This window comes from Mycobacterium tuberculosis H37Rv, assembly GCF_000195955.2.
Classification (GTDB): Bacteria; Actinomycetota; Actinomycetes; order Mycobacteriales; family Mycobacteriaceae; genus Mycobacterium; species Mycobacterium tuberculosis.
Window position 1 is genome coordinate 158,305 of record NC_000962.3, and the last position, 14,885, is coordinate 173,189.

Sequence of the window (14,885 nt, forward strand, 5' to 3'; positions counted from 1 at the left end):
CAACTCGCGGTCAGAATTCGGCGATCGCGTGCTCGAGGCGTTGGGCCAGCCAGGCCTCGGCGTGCGCGCGCCGGGTCGGAATGTGCTGTGACGGGAAAAGCGTTGTCACCGGCTGGTATTCGCGCAGCGTACGGCGGGCGACGGTCATCTTGTGCAGCTCAGTGGCGCCGTCGGCGATGCCCAGTGACTCGGCTGCCAGCATCATCTTGACGAACGGCATCTCGTCGGAGACCCCGAGCGCGCCGTGCAGGTGCATGGCCCGCTGCACGACGTCATGCAGCACCTGGGGCATCGCCACCTTGACCGCCGCGATGTCGCGGCGCACCTTTTGATAGTCGTGGTGTTTGTCGATAAGCCACGCGGTGCGCAGTACCAGCAGCCGGAACTGCTCGATCTGGATCCAACTATCGGCGATCTTCTCCTGGGTCATCTGCAGATCGGCGAGCCGCCCGTGTCTAGTCTGGCGCGACAGGGCACGCTCGCACATCATGTCGAATGCTCTGCGCGCCAGCGCGATTGTCCGCATCGCGTGATGTATTCGGCCGCCGCCCAATCGGGTCTGCGCGATCATGAACGCTTGGCCCTCGCCGCCGAGCACATGATCGGCCGGCACCCGGACGTCGTGGTAGCGGATGTAGCCGTGGCTGGCGTGCCGGGTGGACTCGGCTCCCACACCGACGTTGCGCACGATCTCGATGCCCGGGGTGTCGGCCGGGACGATGAACAGCGACATCTTCTCGTACGTACGGGCTTCCGGCTTGGTGACGGCCATGACGATAAAGAACGACGCATGCTTGGCGTTGGTGGAAAACCACTTCTCGCCGTTGATGATCCAGTCCCCGTTTCCCGCGGCATCGCGGGTCGCCGCGGTCACGAACAGCCCGGGATCGGAACCACCCTGCGGCTCGGTCATCGAATAGCAGGAGGTGATCTCGCCGTCGAGCAGCGGTCGTAGATAGCGGGCTTTCTGCTCGTCGGTGCCGAACAGCGCCAGGATCTCGGCGTTGCCGGAGTCCGGCGCCTGACAGCCGAACGCCGACGGCGCCCACCGGGAGCGGCCGATGATCTCGTTGAGCAGCGCCAGCTTGACCTGACCGAAGCCCTGTCCGCCGAGTTCGGGACGCAAATGCGCGGCCCACAACCCCTGGTCTTTCACCTGCCGCTGCAGCGGCCGCAGGATCGCCATCGTGTCGGCGTTCTTTTTGTCGTAAGGATCGAGGGCGACCAGATCGAGCGGTTCGAGTTCCTCGGCCATGAATTTTTCGACCCAATCCAGCTTGGACTGGTATTGCGGGTCGGTTTCGAAGTCCCACACCGTCGGCAACCGTTCCCCGGCGCGGCGTCGCACCGGCATCGTTGATAGAGCAAGACCATCGTAGGTGCGGTCTAGCGGCTTCAGCGCAGTTCGGGCAGGACGTTGGTGCGGTAGAAGTCGATGGCGGTGATCGGGTCGTCCTGGGGGAAATGCAGGAAGGGGACGGCGCCGGCGTCGAGAACCGCTTGCACCGCACCGATGTGGACGCCGGGATCGGTACCGACCGCCCAATTGGCCAGCACTTTCTCGATCGGGTTCGACTCGGCGGCACGCTGGATCTCGACCGGATTGGGCTGGTCGACGGCCCCGGCGGTGAATCGCCACAAGTCGGCGGCGCGGGCGGCCGCCTTGTCGTCGCCGACGACGGCGAACAGTTCGGCCCGCTTACCCAGGGTGGTGGGATCTCGTCCGGCCGCTTGAGCGCCCGCGGCGAACGCGGCGAGCAGCTTGGCGTCGTTGATGTCGCGGGCTTGGGCGATCCAACCATCACCGTATCGGCCGGCCAGGGTGGCGCTCTGGGGGCCGCTCGCGGCGACAAAGATCGGCGGCGGCATCGCCGGCGTGTCGTAGAGCTTGAGCTCGTCGGTCCGAAAATAGTGGCCCGTGAACGAGATCCGCTCACCGCTCCACAGCTGGCGGATCAGTACGATGGCCTCGATCAGCCGGTCGTGGCGCTCGCGGTAGTTGCCGAACGTGTCGGTGGCGGCTTGTTCGTTGAGCCGCTCGCCGGTGCCCAGCCCCAGAAACACCCGTCCGGGGTTCAGGATCGCCAGCGAGGCAAACGCCTGAGCGACGGTGGCCGGATGGTAGCGGTATATGGGACAGGTCACCCCGGTGCCGAACAAGATGCTGCTGGTGCTGTTGCCCACCAACGCCAGGGTCAGCCAGGGAAACATCGAATGGCCCTCGTTGTCTTGCCATGGCTGTAGGTGGTCGCTGGCCCACACATACCGGAAGCCAGCTTGCTCGGCGGCTTGGGCGTGCGCCACCAGCCGATCGGTGCGGAATTGTTCGTGGGATAAGACGACACCCACCCCGCGGCTTGCCGGCTCTGGGGTCGGCGTCGGACCGCTGCGCGTGCTGCAACCGCCGCCTAGCCCACCGGCGCCGATCGCGCCGAACCCGGCGGCCAGACCGAACGTCCGCCGTGAGATGCCGGTCATCGGGCTGCACTACCCGCGTCGCGCTGCAGCACACCTTCGAGAGTGCATCCTGACTCACCGTCGGCGCCACCGGTTAGCCTGGCGAGATGACCCCGCAGGCACGCCCAGCGCGCAGGGCCGATGTCCGCGAGCTGTCCCGCACCATGGCCCGGGCGTTCTATGACGATCCGGTCATGAGCTGGTTACTGTCGAACGACAACGCCCGCACCGCAAGGCTGACCCGGTTGTTCGCGACGATTGTCCGCCACCAGCATCTGGCCGGCGGTGGTGTGGAAGTGGCCCGCGGCGCGGCGGGCATCGGCGGGGCGGCGCTGTGGGATCCCCCGGATCGATGGCGGGAGTCGCGCCGCCAGCAACTGGCGATGACACCGGGGTTCCTGCGGGTGTTCGGCTTTCGGACGGCCAAGGCCCGCGCGGCGCTGGACGTGATGATGCGTGTGCATCCCGAAGAACCCCACTGGTATCTGGCCGCCATCGGCAGCGACCCGACGGTCCGCGGCCAGGGGTTCGGTCAGGTGCTGATGCGGTCACGGCTGGACCGTTGCGATGCCGAACACTGTCCGGCCTACCTCGAATCCACCAAACCCGAGAATGTGCCCTACTATCAACGGTTCGGTTTCCGGGTGACCCGTGAGATCGCTCTGCCCGACGCGGGGCCGCCGCTATGGGCGATGTGGCGGGAGCCTCGGTAGCGGTTCTTGGCAGCTGGATCGTTCGTCCGGCCGGGTGATCACTGCGCGACCGTGAATCTGGCGACGCCGCACCGGCGTGTCGCGTCGCCAGACTCACAGTCGCGGCAATCTCTGACCGCCGGTGCGCTGAGATAGCTCCCGAGGTGCAAAAGTGGTGCGCAGATCGTCAGGCTGAGCTTGCCGGGATCGCGTGGGTCGGCACCCGCAGCCGTCGTCTGCCACCCAATAGTGTGTGCGACCCGCCCGGTACACGCGGAATCAACGGGTATGCGGTTCTGGCATAGGCTTGTCAGGCAATGATCGCTCTGCCCGCCTTGGAAGGTGTCGAACATCGGCACGTGGATGTGGCGGAAGGCGTCAGGATCCACGTTGCGGACGCCGGGCCGGCCGATGGTCCGGCGGTAATGCTGGTGCACGGCTTCCCGCAGAACTGGTGGGAGTGGCGCGACCTCATCGGCCCGCTGGCCGCCGACGGCAACCGGGTGCTGTGTCCCGACCTGCGCGGCGCGGGCTGGAGTTCGGCGCCCCGCTCGCGGTATACCAAGACCGAGATGGCTGACGATCTGGCTGCGGTTTTGGACGGCCTGGGTGTGGCCAAGGTCAAGCTGGTGGCCCACGATTGGGGTGGGCCGGTCGCGTTCATCATGATGTTGCGCCATCCCGAGAAGGTGACCGGGTTTTTCGGCGTGAACACCGTGGCACCCTGGGTGAAGCGCGATCTTGGCATGCTCCGCAATATGTGGCGGTTCTGGTATCAGATCCCCATGTCGCTGCCGGTGATCGGCCCGCGGGTGATCAGCGATCCTAAGGGCCGCTACTTCCGGCTGTTGACCGGGTGGGTCGGGGGCGGATTTCGGGTTCCCGATGACGACGTGCGCCTGTACTTGGACTGCATGCGCGAGCCGGGGCACGCCGAGGCCGGATCGCGGTGGTATCGCACCTTTCAGACCAGGGAAATGCTGCGCTGGCTGCGCGGCGAGTACAACGACGCTCGGGTCGATGTCCCGGTCCGATGGCTGCACGGCACCGGAGATCCGGTGATCACGCCCGACCTGCTGGACGGCTATGCCGAGCGGGCCAGCGATTTCGAGGTGGAGCTGGTCGACGGCGTGGGCCATTGGATCGTCGAGCAGCGACCCGAGCTGGTGCTCGACCGGGTGCGTGCGTTCCTAGCTGCGGGGACCGAGCAGCGCGATTGACGCATCCACCGCCGGCTCGACGATGTTCCGGATCGGCTGGCCGTCCTCGACGGTCAGCGCGGTCAGTTCACGCAAACCGCCCAGCAAGATTACGGCCAGTGGCACATTCAGTGGCGGTAGGTTAGCCCGCCGGAACCCAGGGCTGGCGCTGAGCTCGATCAGCAGGCTGGTTAGCTGCTCCATGCCGCGGCGCTGGACGGGGTAAGCGGCGGCACCGAGCGACGGGAATTCACGGATCCAACTCAACGTCACCGCCGGCCTGGATTCGATATGGGTGACGTAGGCCTCGACCGCCTGACGAATCTGGTCGTGCCAGTCGGCGTTTGGATCGACGGCCGCCCGGATGCTGTTGCCCAACGTCTCGTTGTCCGCTAGCAGGAGTTCCAAAAAGCACTGTTCCTTGCTGGTGAACCGGTCGTAGAACGTGCGCTTGGATGTGCGGGCGTGCCGGACGATGTCGGAGACGGTGGTGGCGCGATAACCCCGCTCACCGATCGAGGCGACCAGGCCGTCGAGCAACCGTAGCCGAAACGAGTCGGTCTCGACGACCAACGCGCCGGCGGCGACTGCTGTCACCCGCGCCTCCTCTACCTATCCCTTGTCAGGTTTGGTACCAAAGAGTACCGTACTGGACAAGCCACGGTACACCACCGTACCACGCCCGATCCAGGGACGTTAGGAGCAACACCGCCATGAGCGAAGTCGTCACCGCCGCACCGGCACCGCCCGTAGTCCGACTTCCCCCGGCGGTCCGCGGGCCGAAGTTGTTCCAGGGATTGGCCTTCGTGGTGTCACGGCGACGGCTGCTGGGGCGGTTCGTGCGTCGCTACGGCAAGGCCTTCACCGCCAATATCCTGATGTACGGCCGGGTCGTGGTGGTCGCCGACCCGCAGCTAGCCAGGCAGGTCTTCACCAGCAGTCCTGAGGAGCTGGGCAACATCCAGCCCAACCTGAGTCGGATGTTCGGTTCCGGCTCGGTGTTCGCGCTGGACGGCGACGACCACCGGCGGCGGCGCCGGCTACTGGCGCCGCCTTTCCACGGCAAGAGCATGAAGAACTACGAGACCATCATCGAAGAGGAGACCCTGCGCGAGACCGCCAATTGGCCGCAAGGACAGGCTTTCGCAACGCTGCCGTCAATGATGCATATCACGCTCAACGCCATCCTGCGTGCGATCTTCGGGGCCGGCGGCAGTGAACTAGACGAGCTGCGCCGCCTCATTCCGCCGTGGGTCACGCTGGGCTCGCGCCTGGCGGCGCTACCGAAACCCAAACGCGACTATGGCCGCCTTAGCCCGTGGGGCCGGCTGGCCGAGTGGCGGCGCCAGTACGACACTGTCATCGACAAGCTCATCGAAGCCGAGCGGGCCGACCCGAACTTCGCCGATCGGACCGACGTATTGGCGTTGATGCTGCGCAGCACTTACGACGACGGTTCCATCATGTCGCGCAAGGACATTGGCGACGAGCTGCTCACGCTGCTGGCCGCCGGGCACGAAACCACGGCGGCGACACTGGGCTGGGCGTTCGAGCGGCTCAGCCGGCACCCCGACGTGCTCGCGGCTCTGGTCGAGGAGGTCGACAACGGCGGTCACGAGCTGCGTCAAGCGGCGATCCTGGAGGTACAGCGGGCCAGGACCGTCATCGATTTTGCGGCTCGTCGCGTCAATCCACCCGTTTACCAGCTCGGCGAGTGGGTGATTCCCCGCGGGTATTCGATCATTATCAATATCGCCCAGATACATGGCGATCCCGACGTCTTCCCGCAGCCGGATCGCTTCGACCCGCAGCGCTACATCGGAAGTAAGCCATCCCCGTTTGCGTGGATCCCTTTTGGTGGCGGGACCCGCCGCTGTGTCGGGGCCGCATTCGCCAACATGGAGATGGATGTGGTGCTGCGAACGGTGCTGCGCCACTTCACCCTCGAGACCACCACGGCCGCGGGCGAGCGCAGCCACGGTCGAGGAGTTGCATTCACCCCGAAGGATGGCGGTCGGGTGGTGATGCGCCGACGCTGACGGCCAGCTCGGGCCCGCGTTCAGGTCCCGAGTTCGGGTGAAAGGCTGGCCCGCAGTGCAGATTCGGCGGTCCGTCGGGGTAGCCTCCAGCCGGGCCGGACGAAGTGGCACGTGTACCCGTTGGGGTAGCGCTGCAGGTAGTCCTGGTGCTCGGGTTCGGCTTCCCAGAAATCCCCGGCCGGGCTGACCTCGGTCACCACCTTGCCGGGCCACAGGCCGGATGCCTCGACATCGGCGATGGTGTCCAGCGCGATCCGCTTTTGCTGCTCATCGAAGTAGAAGATGGCCGACCGGTAGCTGGTCCCCCGGTCGTTACCTTGCCGGTCTTTGGTTGTCGGGTCGTGGATCTGGAAGAAGAATTCCAGCAGGGTGCGGTAATCGGTGACCGTGGGGTCGAAGATGATTTCGACGGCTTCGGCGTGCGTGCCGTGGTTACGGTAGGTTGCGTTGGGGATGTTCCCGCCGCTGTAGCCCACCCGCGTGGAGACCACACCGGGCTGGTTGCGGATCAGATCCTGCAGCCCCCAAAAGCAGCCGCCGGCGAGGATCGCTTTCTGATTGCTCGTCATTTCCGGACCTCCCGATCAGGCTACACTCCGGCGATGGAGTGTAACGGCGCGAAGACCGCACTGTGAGCGCTTCGGAGTTCTCCCGTGCTGAACTCGCCGCCGCCTTCGAGAAGTTCGAGAAGACCGTGGCCCGCGCCGCCGCGACGCGCGACTGGGATTGCTGGGTGCAGCACTACACCCCCGACGTCGAATACATCGAGCACGCGGCGGGCATCATGCGAGGCCGCCAGCGGGTACGTGCCTGGATTCAAGAAACGATGACGACCTTCCCGGGCAGTCACATGGTGGCCTTCCCGTCGCTGTGGTCGGTGATCGACGAGTCCACCGGGCGAATTATCTGCGAATTGGACAACCCCATGCTCGACCCCGGCGACGGCAGCGTGATCAGCGCGACGAACATTTCGATCATCACCTATGCCGGCAATGGCCAGTGGTGCCGTCAAGAAGACATCTACAACCCGTTGCGGTTCCTGCGGGCGGCGATGAAGTGGTGTCGCAAGGCGCAGGAGTTGGGCACCCTCGACGAGGACGCGGCGCGTTGGATGCGCCGGCATGGAGGTCCTTAAATGAACGCACCCAAGCTGGTCATTGGCGCGAACGGCTTCCTGGGTTCGCACGTGACTCGCCAGCTCGTCGCCGACTGCGCGCCGCAGAAAGGTGAGGTACGCGCGATGGTGCGACCCGCTGCCAACACCCGGAGCATCGACGATCTACCGCTCACCCGATTCCACGGCGACGTCTTCGACACCGCCACCGTGGCCGAGGCGATGGCCGGCTGCGACGACGTCTACTACTGTGTGGTCGACACCCGCGCCTGGTTGCGCGATCCCTCCCCGCTGTTTCGCACCAATGTGGCAGGCCTGCGCAACGTCCTCGATGTGGCCACAGACGCCAGCCTGCGCAGGTTCGTCTTCACCAGCAGTTATGCGACGGTGGGTCGTCGGCGTGGACACGTGGCGACCGAAGAAGACCGGGTGGATACCCGCAAGGTGACTCCTTACGTGCGGTCCCGGGTGGCGGCCGAGGATCTGGTGCTGCAATACGCGCACGACGCAGGTCTGCCCGCCGTCGCGATGTGTGTGTCGACAACCTACGGCGGCGGCGACTGGGGCCGCACCCCACACGGCGCCTTCATCGCGGGCGCGGTGTTCGGCAGGCTGCCTTTCACGATGCGCGGCATCCGGCTGGAGGCGGTGGGTGTCGACGATGCTGCGAGGGCGCTGATCTTGGCGGCCGAACGCGGGCGCAACGGCGAACGGTACCTCATCTCCGAACGCATGATGCCGTTGCAAGAAGTGGTGCGGATCGCCGCGGATGAGGCCGGTGTCCCGCCGCCACGATGGTCGATCTCGGTGCCGGTGCTTTACGCCCTGGGTGCGTTGGGCAGTTTGCGAGCCCGACTCACGGGCAAAGATACCGAACTCAGCCTGGCGTCGGTGCGCATGATGCGTTCCGAGGCCGATGTCGACCACGGCAAGGCCGTCCGCGAGTTGGGTTGGCAGCCACGTCCGGTGGAGGAGTCGATCCGGGAGGCCGCCCGGTTCTGGGCGGCGATGCGCACCGTCGGGAAGGACCCCGCGGCCTCGTGATCCGAAAAGGCCTAGGGACGCTGCCGGGAATGTTGATCGCCGGCACGTGTTGCACAGGTCATGAGCAACCGGATTGTGTTAGAACCCAGCGCCGATCACCCGATCACCATCGAGCCGACCAACCGACGGGTGCAGGTACGCGTCAATGGCGAGGTGGTCGCGGACACGGCCGCGGCGCTGTGCTTGCAGGAAGCCAGTTACCCTGCAGTGCAATATATTCCGTTGGCCGACGTGGTACAGGATAGGCTGATCCGCACCGAGACCAGCACCTATTGCCCGTTCAAGGGTGAAGCCAGCTATTACAGCGTGACTACCGACGCCGGCGACATCGTCGACGACGTGATGTGGACGTACGAAAACCCTTATCCGGCGGTAGCGGCGATCGCGGGGCATGTCGCGTGCTATCCGGACAAAGCCGAAATCAGCATCTTCCCGGGGTAGCGCAGGCTACCGGGTATACCTCGGCCAACGACTGGGTGTCGCTGTATTCGCGCAGCGAGATGATCATCCCGTCACGGGTCTCGAAGATGCAGACGAACGGGCTGTCATATCGGGTCCGGTCGGCGCTCACACCGTCGCAATGCCCCTCGACCACTACCGTTTCACCCTCGTTGACGCAGCGGATGAGTTCGATGTTGACCTCGAAGACCTGCTTGCGCCGCTCGACTGCTCGCCGAAACGTCTTCTTGTCCAATTCCGTACGGGTGACGATGCTCCAGTAGGTGAAGTCGTTGCTGAGCAGCGCGAAGCCTTCGTCGAGATCTCCGCCCTCGCAGAGGCTTTGCAGGAACATCCAGGCCAGTTCGGCTTGCGGGTCGTCGAACGGCGTCATCACATCGCCATCTTGTCTCGGGAGACAGCGTGCGGTCAATTGACGTGGTCGTCGAAGCGGTGGTCACCTTCGCGGGGGCGGCCGGCTTCGCGCACACCTTGGCGCCGTTGCGTCGCGGTCAGCAGGATCCATGCTTTCGGGTCCCCGGTGACGGCACTATCTGGCGGACCAGCTTGCTGCCCACCGGGCCGGTCACCGCGCGGATCAGCCGTGCTGGGCGCGACGCCGCCCGTTGCGTGGCGTGGGGCAGCGGTGCCGAGGAGTTTGTCGACATGGCGCCCGCCATGCTGGGCGCCGCCGACGACGCCAGCGATTTCGTGCCGCTGCATCCGGCCGTGGCCGCCGCGCACCGCCGGCTGCCGAACTTGCGCCTGGGCCGCACCGGCCAGGTGCTGGAAGCCTTGATCCCGGCGGTCATCGAGCAGCGGGTACCCGGCGCCGACGCGTTTCGGTCGTGGCGGCTGTTGGTGTCCAAGTACGGAACGCAGGCCCCCGGTCCGGCGCCACCCGGCATGCGGGTGCCGCCGTCGGCCGAGGTGTGGCGTCACATCCCGTCCTGGGAGTTTCATCGCGCCAATGTCGACCCGGGGCGGGCTCGCGCGGTGGTGGGTTGCGCGCAGCGGGCGGCGTCGCTGGAGCGGCTGGTGTCGCTGCCCGCGGCTCGGGCGGCGGAGGCGCTGACATCGTTGCCTGGAGTCGGGGTATGGACCGCGGCCGAGACCACACAACGCGTGTTCGGTGACGCCGACGCCGTGTCGGTCGGCGACTACCACATTCCGAAGATGATCGGCTGGACGCTTGTGGGCCGGCCGGTCGACGACGCCGGCATGCTCGAGCTGCTGGAGCCGATGCGCCCGCATCGCCACCGGGTGGTCCGCTTGCTCGAAGCCAGCGGCTTGGCGCGTGAGCCGCGCCGCGGGCCCCGGCTGCCGGTACAGAACATCCGGGCGCTGTAGGGGAGTTTGACGGGGATCTTGCTCGGTCCGGCGCCCCGATTCCCGCCAGATCGGCTGCCGGCGCCGCTAAGCCGTTGTCGGCCGATCACTGCCTCCGCGTTCGGCCTCGGCGGTCTGCCGGTTCAGTCGCTGCGTCTCGTAGATGGTGACGTTGGTGCGAGACAACAACAGTGCCGCGATACCGACGGCGATGATCGCTCCAGGCACCACCGAGAACGAGCCGGTCATCTCAGCGACCATGATCATGACGGCCAGCGGCGCGCGGGAGACACTGCCGAAGCACGCCATCATTGCGACCACGACGAAGATGCCCGGCTCGTGGGGCACCCCGGGCAGCTCGGTGAGCTCGCCTAGCCGCCAGATCGCCGCTCCGACGAAGGCGCCGATCACGATTCCCGGCCCGAATAGCCCGCCTGATCCGCCGGTGCCGATCGACAGCGACGTCGCGAGGATCTTGGCGATCGGCAAGACGATGACGATCCACAACGGGATGCTCAGCAGCGTCCCCCGATCGGCGGCTAGCTGCGCCCAGCCATAGCCGCTGCTCAGGATCTGGGGAATCGGCAGACCTAACAGCCCGACCAGCAGTCCGCCGATCGCCGGTTTGAGCACCGGGCCCCCGGGCAGCCGGCGCGTAATTGCCACCGACGCGTGAAAGACTCGGGCATACAAGTAGCCTACGGCGGCTGCGATCAGCCCGATCACCACGAACCACAGTAGTGGCCACGCCTTTTCGAAGCGATACTCGGCGTCGATGTAGCCGAACAGCGGGTCGAAGCCCAAGAAGGCGCCGAGCACGGCGTAGGCGGTTCCCGAGGCGATGAAACCCGGCAGCAGGTTGCGGTAGTCGAAGTCGTCGCGGTAGGGGATCGAGGCGCCCAACGCCGCTCCGCCCAGTGGCGCAGCGAAGATGGCGCCGATGCCGGCGCCGATACCCAGCGCTACCGCGGTCCGGCCGTCTTCGTTGGACAGGTTCAGCCGGCGGGTCAGCAGTGAGCAGAAGCCGGCCGAGATCTGCGCGGTCGGGCCTTCGCGGCCGCCTGAACCGCCCGAGCCGATGGTCAAGGCGCTGGCCACCATCTTCACCAGCACCGCCCGACCTCGGATGGCGCGCGGATCGCCGTGCACCGACTCGATCGCTTCGTCGGTGCCGTGACCGGTGGCCTCCGGGGCGAGCTTGGCCACGATCAATGCCGACAGCACCGCCCCGCCCGTCGTCACCAGCGGAATCGCCCACGGACGCGCGAAACCGGTGGACCCGCGGTGGCCGCCCTCCCCAACGGGAGTGGGAATCTGATAGTCCGCGAGGTAGCCGAGCAGAAACTCGCTGGTGTATTTCAGCGCGAGGTAGAAGACGACGGCGCCCAGGCCGGCAATGACACCGATCGTGATGCCTAGCAGGAACCATTTGCGCAGGTAGCCCGCGCTCCTGATCGATACGCCGAATCGTCCGCCGGCGGCCTCGTTCCCGATGTCTTCCGCCTCCGGCATGGTCGGGAGGTTAGCAGCATGCCAAGCGAACACCGACCAGTCGCCCGGCGCCATCCCAGAGTTGGCCAGCGCTATCCGACGATCAGCAGCGCAACCATGGCCCAGGTCTGGACGTACGCGATCACCGCCGCTGTGCGGCGAGGAGATCCGAAACGGTGCCGCACTCTTGGACCCCGACCTCTGTCATGACGCCGCCGCTCGTCGTGGCCGCGTTCAGGCCGGTCGGCCATTACCGACTCGCAACGGACAGAGCCGGTGGGCCCTGCTCGCCCCCGGCGACCGGAGCCAAGCTGACAAGTTCCGTAGCATCCCGCCCAACGGTAGGTACCAAGCCGCAGTGGTGGCACACTTTAGTGATGTCAATGTCGCTCACGGCCGGTCGCGGCCCGGGACGTCCCCCGGCGGCGAAAGCAGATGAGACTCGGAAGCGTATTCTGCACGCCGCCCGTCAAGTGTTCAGCGAACGTGGTTATGACGGCGCGACTTTTCAGGAGATCGCCGTCCGCGCCGACCTGACCCGACCGGCGATCAACCACTACTTCGCCAACAAGCGGGTGCTCTACCAAGAGGTGGTGGAGCAAACCCACGAACTCGTCATTGTGGCCGGCATCGAACGGGCACGCCGCGAGCCGACCTTGATGGGGCGGCTGGCGGTCGTCGTTGACTTCGCGATGGAGGCCGATGCCCAGTATCCCGCCTCGACCGCGTTCCTGGCCACCACCGTGCTCGAATCCCAGCGGCATCCAGAATTGAGTCGGACCGAAAACGATGCGGTGCGAGCAACCCGAGAATTCCTGGTTTGGGCTGTCAATGATGCGATCGAACGCGGTGAACTAGCCGCCGACGTCGATGTCTCTTCGTTGGCCGAGACGCTGTTGGTCGTGTTGTGTGGCGTGGGCTTCTATATCGGTTTTGTCGGGAGCTATCAGCGGATGGCGACCATCACCGATTCGTTCCAGCAGCTGTTGGCCGGCACGCTCTGGCGGCCTCCGACCTGACCGAGACCTAACCGGCGGCCCCGAAGCGTAGTGATGTGCCACACAAATCGTATAGGTTACCTAACTTACTTAGGTAGCATGGCATGCCGTGACCGAACTCGACGACGTGTCCTCGTTACCATCCTCGCGACGGACCGCTGGCGATACCTGGGCGATCACCGAAAGCGTTGGCGCCACCGCGTTGGGGGTCGCGGCGGCACGTGCCGTGGAAACGGCCGCGACCAATCCGCTGATCCGTGACGAGTTCGCCAAGGTGTTGGTGTCGTCGGCGGGTACCGCCTGGGCACGGCTGGCCGACGCCGATTTGGCCTGGCTCGACGGTGATCAGCTCGGCCGACGCGTGCATCGGGTTGCCTGCGACTACCAGGCGGTGCGCACCCACTTCTTCGACGAGTACTTCGGTGCCGCCGTCGACGCAGGTGTCCGGCAGGTGGTGATCCTCGCTGCCGGACTGGACGCTCGGGCCTACCGCCTGAACTGGCCGGCGGGCACTGTGGTTTACGAGATCGACCAGCCTTCGGTGTTGGAGTACAAGGCGGGGATTCTTCAATCGCATGGCGCGGTTCCAACGGCGAGACGGCATGCCGTCGCGGTGGACCTGCGCGACGACTGGCCGGCCGCGCTGATAGCTGCCGGATTCGATGGCACCCAACCGACTGCCTGGCTAGCCGAGGGCTTGCTACCCTACCTGCCCGGCGACGCCGCGGACCGGCTATTCGACATGGTCACCGCGCTCAGCGCACCGGGCAGCCAGGTCGCTGTCGAGGCTTTCACCATGAACACAAAGGGCAACACGCAGCGCTGGAATCGGATGCGCGAGCGACTCGGTTTAGACATCGATGTCCAGGCGTTGACCTACCACGAGCCCGACCGGTCGGATGCCGCGCAATGGCTGGCCACGCATGGCTGGCAGGTGCACAGCGTGAGCAATCGCGAGGAGATGGCCCGACTGGGCCGGGCGATCCCGCAAGACCTGGTCGACGAGACCGTCCGCACCACGTTGCTGCGAGGGCGTCTGGTCACACCCGCTCAACCGGCGTGACACCGGCATCACGAGAACCAGAGGGAGCACAGGATGAGCGCCATGCGCACCCATGACGACACCTGGGATATCAAGACCAGCGTCGGCGCCACCGCAGTGATGGTGGCTGCTGCCCGGGCCGTCGAAACCGACCGGCCCGACCCGCTGATCCGCGATCCCTACGCCAGACTGCTCGTCACCAACGCCGGGGCCGGCGCCATTTGGGAAGCCATGCTCGACCCAACACTGGTAGCCAAGGCGGCTGCCATCGATGCCGAAACCGCGGCCATCGTCGCCTATCTGCGCAGCTACCAAGCGGTGCGGACCAACTTCTTCGATACCTACTTCGCCAGCGCTGTCGCCGCCGGAATCCGGCAGGTAGTGATTCTGGCGTCCGGACTGGATTCCCGCGCCTATCGCCTGGACTGGCCCGCCGGAACCATCGTGTATGAGATCGATCAACCCAAGGTGCTTTCCTACAAGTCCACGACGCTGGCGGAAAACGGGGTAACGCCGTCGGCTGGTCGCCGTGAGGTGCCCGCCGACCTGCGCCAGGACTGGCCCGCCGCGCTGCGTGATGCCGGGTTTGACCCGACGGCACGCACGGCGTGGTTGGCCGAGGGGCTGTTGATGTACCTACCGGCCGAGGCCCAGGACCGGCTGTTCACCCAGGTCGGCGCCGTGAGCGTGGCGGGCAGCCGGATCGCGGCCGAGACTGCGCCGGTGCACGGCGAAGAGCGGCGAGCAGAAATGCGGGCACGGTTCAAGAAAGTGGCCGATGTGCTCGGTATCGAGCAGACCATCGACGTGCAGGAACTGGTCTACCACGACCAGGATCGGGCGTCCGTTGCCGACTGGCTCACCGATCACGGTTGGCGGGCCCGATCCCAACGTGCGCCCGACGAGATGCGCCGCGTGGGTCGCTGGGTTGAGGGGGTGCCGATGGCGGACGACCCGACTGCGTTCGCCGAGTTTGTCACCGCAGAGCGGTTGTAGCGAGCGCATCCGACTGACCTTATATATCCGGATATATGGCTGGATC

The 14,885-nt window shown here is 66.1% G+C and carries 16 protein-coding genes; 10 read left to right on the forward strand and 6 right to left on the reverse strand.

Going from position 1 to position 14,885, the window contains the following annotated elements; all coding sequences use genetic code 11:
* Positions 1 to 10 precede the first annotated feature (10 nt).
* A complete protein-coding gene (fadE1, locus tag Rv0131c; RefSeq protein ID NP_214645.1) occupies positions 11 to 1,354 on the reverse strand; it encodes an acyl-CoA dehydrogenase FadE1 in 1,344 nt (447 codons plus the stop codon).
* A 41-nt stretch (positions 1,355 to 1,395) separates the two neighbouring features.
* Positions 1,396 to 2,478, reverse strand: coding sequence for a F420-dependent glucose-6-phosphate dehydrogenase (fgd2, locus tag Rv0132c; protein NP_214646.1), 1,083 nt, complete (start codon positions 2,476 to 2,478; stop codon positions 1,396 to 1,398).
* Between the two features lie 86 nt (positions 2,479 to 2,564).
* On the opposite strand from fgd2, the gene Rv0133 reads away from it, so the two are divergent.
* Positions 2,565 to 3,170: a GCN5-like N-acetyltransferase gene (locus Rv0133; RefSeq protein ID NP_214647.1), complete on the forward strand. Its 606-nt coding sequence runs from the start codon at positions 2,565 to 2,567 to the stop codon at positions 3,168 to 3,170.
* Positions 3,171 to 3,466: 296 nt separating this feature from the next.
* Complete coding sequence (gene ephF / locus Rv0134) at positions 3,467 to 4,369, forward strand: epoxide hydrolase EphF (RefSeq protein ID NP_214648.1); 903 nt, start codon at positions 3,467 to 3,469, stop codon at positions 4,367 to 4,369.
* Here ephF and Rv0135c read toward each other — a convergent pair.
* Complete coding sequence (locus Rv0135c; RefSeq protein NP_214649.1) at positions 4,340 to 4,945, reverse strand: transcriptional regulator; 606 nt, start codon at positions 4,943 to 4,945, stop codon at positions 4,340 to 4,342. The genes ephF and Rv0135c overlap by 30 nt on opposite strands.
* Positions 4,946 to 5,061: 116 nt before the next feature.
* Between Rv0135c and cyp138 the strand changes: the two genes are divergently transcribed.
* The gene (gene cyp138 / locus Rv0136) at positions 5,062 to 6,387 is read left to right on the forward strand and encodes a cytochrome P450 Cyp138 (protein ID NP_214650.1); all 1,326 of its coding nucleotides are present in this window, start codon (positions 5,062 to 5,064) and stop codon (positions 6,385 to 6,387) included.
* A 20-nt stretch (positions 6,388 to 6,407) separates the two neighbouring features.
* Here the strand turns inward: cyp138 and msrA are convergent, their stop codons facing one another.
* Positions 6,408 to 6,956, reverse strand: a complete 549-nt coding sequence (gene msrA, locus Rv0137c) for a peptide methionine sulfoxide reductase MsrA (protein ID NP_214651.1) — start codon at positions 6,954 to 6,956, stop codon at positions 6,408 to 6,410.
* Between the two features lie 62 nt (positions 6,957 to 7,018).
* Between msrA and Rv0138 the strand changes: the two genes are divergently transcribed.
* The 3 genes from Rv0138 to Rv0140 are packed head-to-tail and all read left to right on the forward strand — an operon-like array spanning position 7,019 to position 8,986.
* Positions 7,019 to 7,522 carry a hypothetical protein gene (locus Rv0138; RefSeq protein ID NP_214652.1) on the forward strand — a complete coding sequence of 168 codons (504 nt, stop codon included), beginning with the start codon at positions 7,019 to 7,021 and terminating at the stop codon, positions 7,520 to 7,522.
* On the forward strand, positions 7,523 to 8,545 hold the full coding sequence (locus Rv0139) for an oxidoreductase (protein NP_214653.1): 1,023 nt from the start codon (positions 7,523 to 7,525) through the stop codon (positions 8,543 to 8,545). It abuts the gene before it with no gap.
* 60 nt (positions 8,546 to 8,605) lie between these two features.
* Entirely contained in the window at positions 8,606 to 8,986 is a 381-nt protein-coding gene (locus tag Rv0140) for a hypothetical protein (RefSeq protein ID NP_214654.1), read from the forward strand.
* Here the strand turns inward: Rv0140 and Rv0141c are convergent.
* Positions 8,967 to 9,377, reverse strand: coding sequence for a hypothetical protein (locus Rv0141c; RefSeq protein NP_214655.1), 411 nt, complete (start codon positions 9,375 to 9,377; stop codon positions 8,967 to 8,969). The genes Rv0140 and Rv0141c overlap by 20 nt on opposite strands.
* Before the next feature lie 29 nt (positions 9,378 to 9,406).
* Here Rv0141c and Rv0142 point away from each other — a divergent pair, with 29 nt between their 5' ends.
* Positions 9,407 to 10,333, forward strand: a complete 927-nt coding sequence (locus tag Rv0142; protein ID NP_214656.1) for a hypothetical protein — start codon at positions 9,407 to 9,409, stop codon at positions 10,331 to 10,333.
* Positions 10,334 to 10,399: 66 nt separating this feature from the next.
* Here Rv0142 and Rv0143c read toward each other — a convergent pair whose 3' ends face one another.
* Positions 10,400 to 11,878, reverse strand: coding sequence for a transmembrane protein (locus Rv0143c; RefSeq protein NP_214657.1), 1,479 nt, complete (start codon positions 11,876 to 11,878; stop codon positions 10,400 to 10,402).
* A gap of 101 nt (positions 11,879 to 11,979) precedes the next feature.
* Here Rv0143c and Rv0144 point away from each other — a divergent pair, with 101 nt between their 5' ends.
* From Rv0144 to Rv0146, 3 genes are all read left to right on the forward strand, one after another.
* Positions 11,980 to 12,822 carry a transcriptional regulator gene (locus Rv0144; RefSeq protein ID NP_214658.1) on the forward strand — a complete coding sequence of 281 codons (843 nt, stop codon included), beginning with the start codon at positions 11,980 to 11,982 and terminating at the stop codon, positions 12,820 to 12,822.
* 88 nt (positions 12,823 to 12,910) lie between these two features.
* Entirely contained in the window at positions 12,911 to 13,864 is a 954-nt protein-coding gene (locus Rv0145; protein ID NP_214659.1) for an S-adenosylmethionine-dependent methyltransferase, read from the forward strand.
* Positions 13,865 to 13,906: 42 nt separating this feature from the next.
* Complete coding sequence (locus Rv0146) at positions 13,907 to 14,839, forward strand: S-adenosylmethionine-dependent methyltransferase (RefSeq protein ID NP_214660.1); 933 nt, start codon at positions 13,907 to 13,909, stop codon at positions 14,837 to 14,839.
* Positions 14,840 to 14,885: the final 46 nt, after the last annotated feature.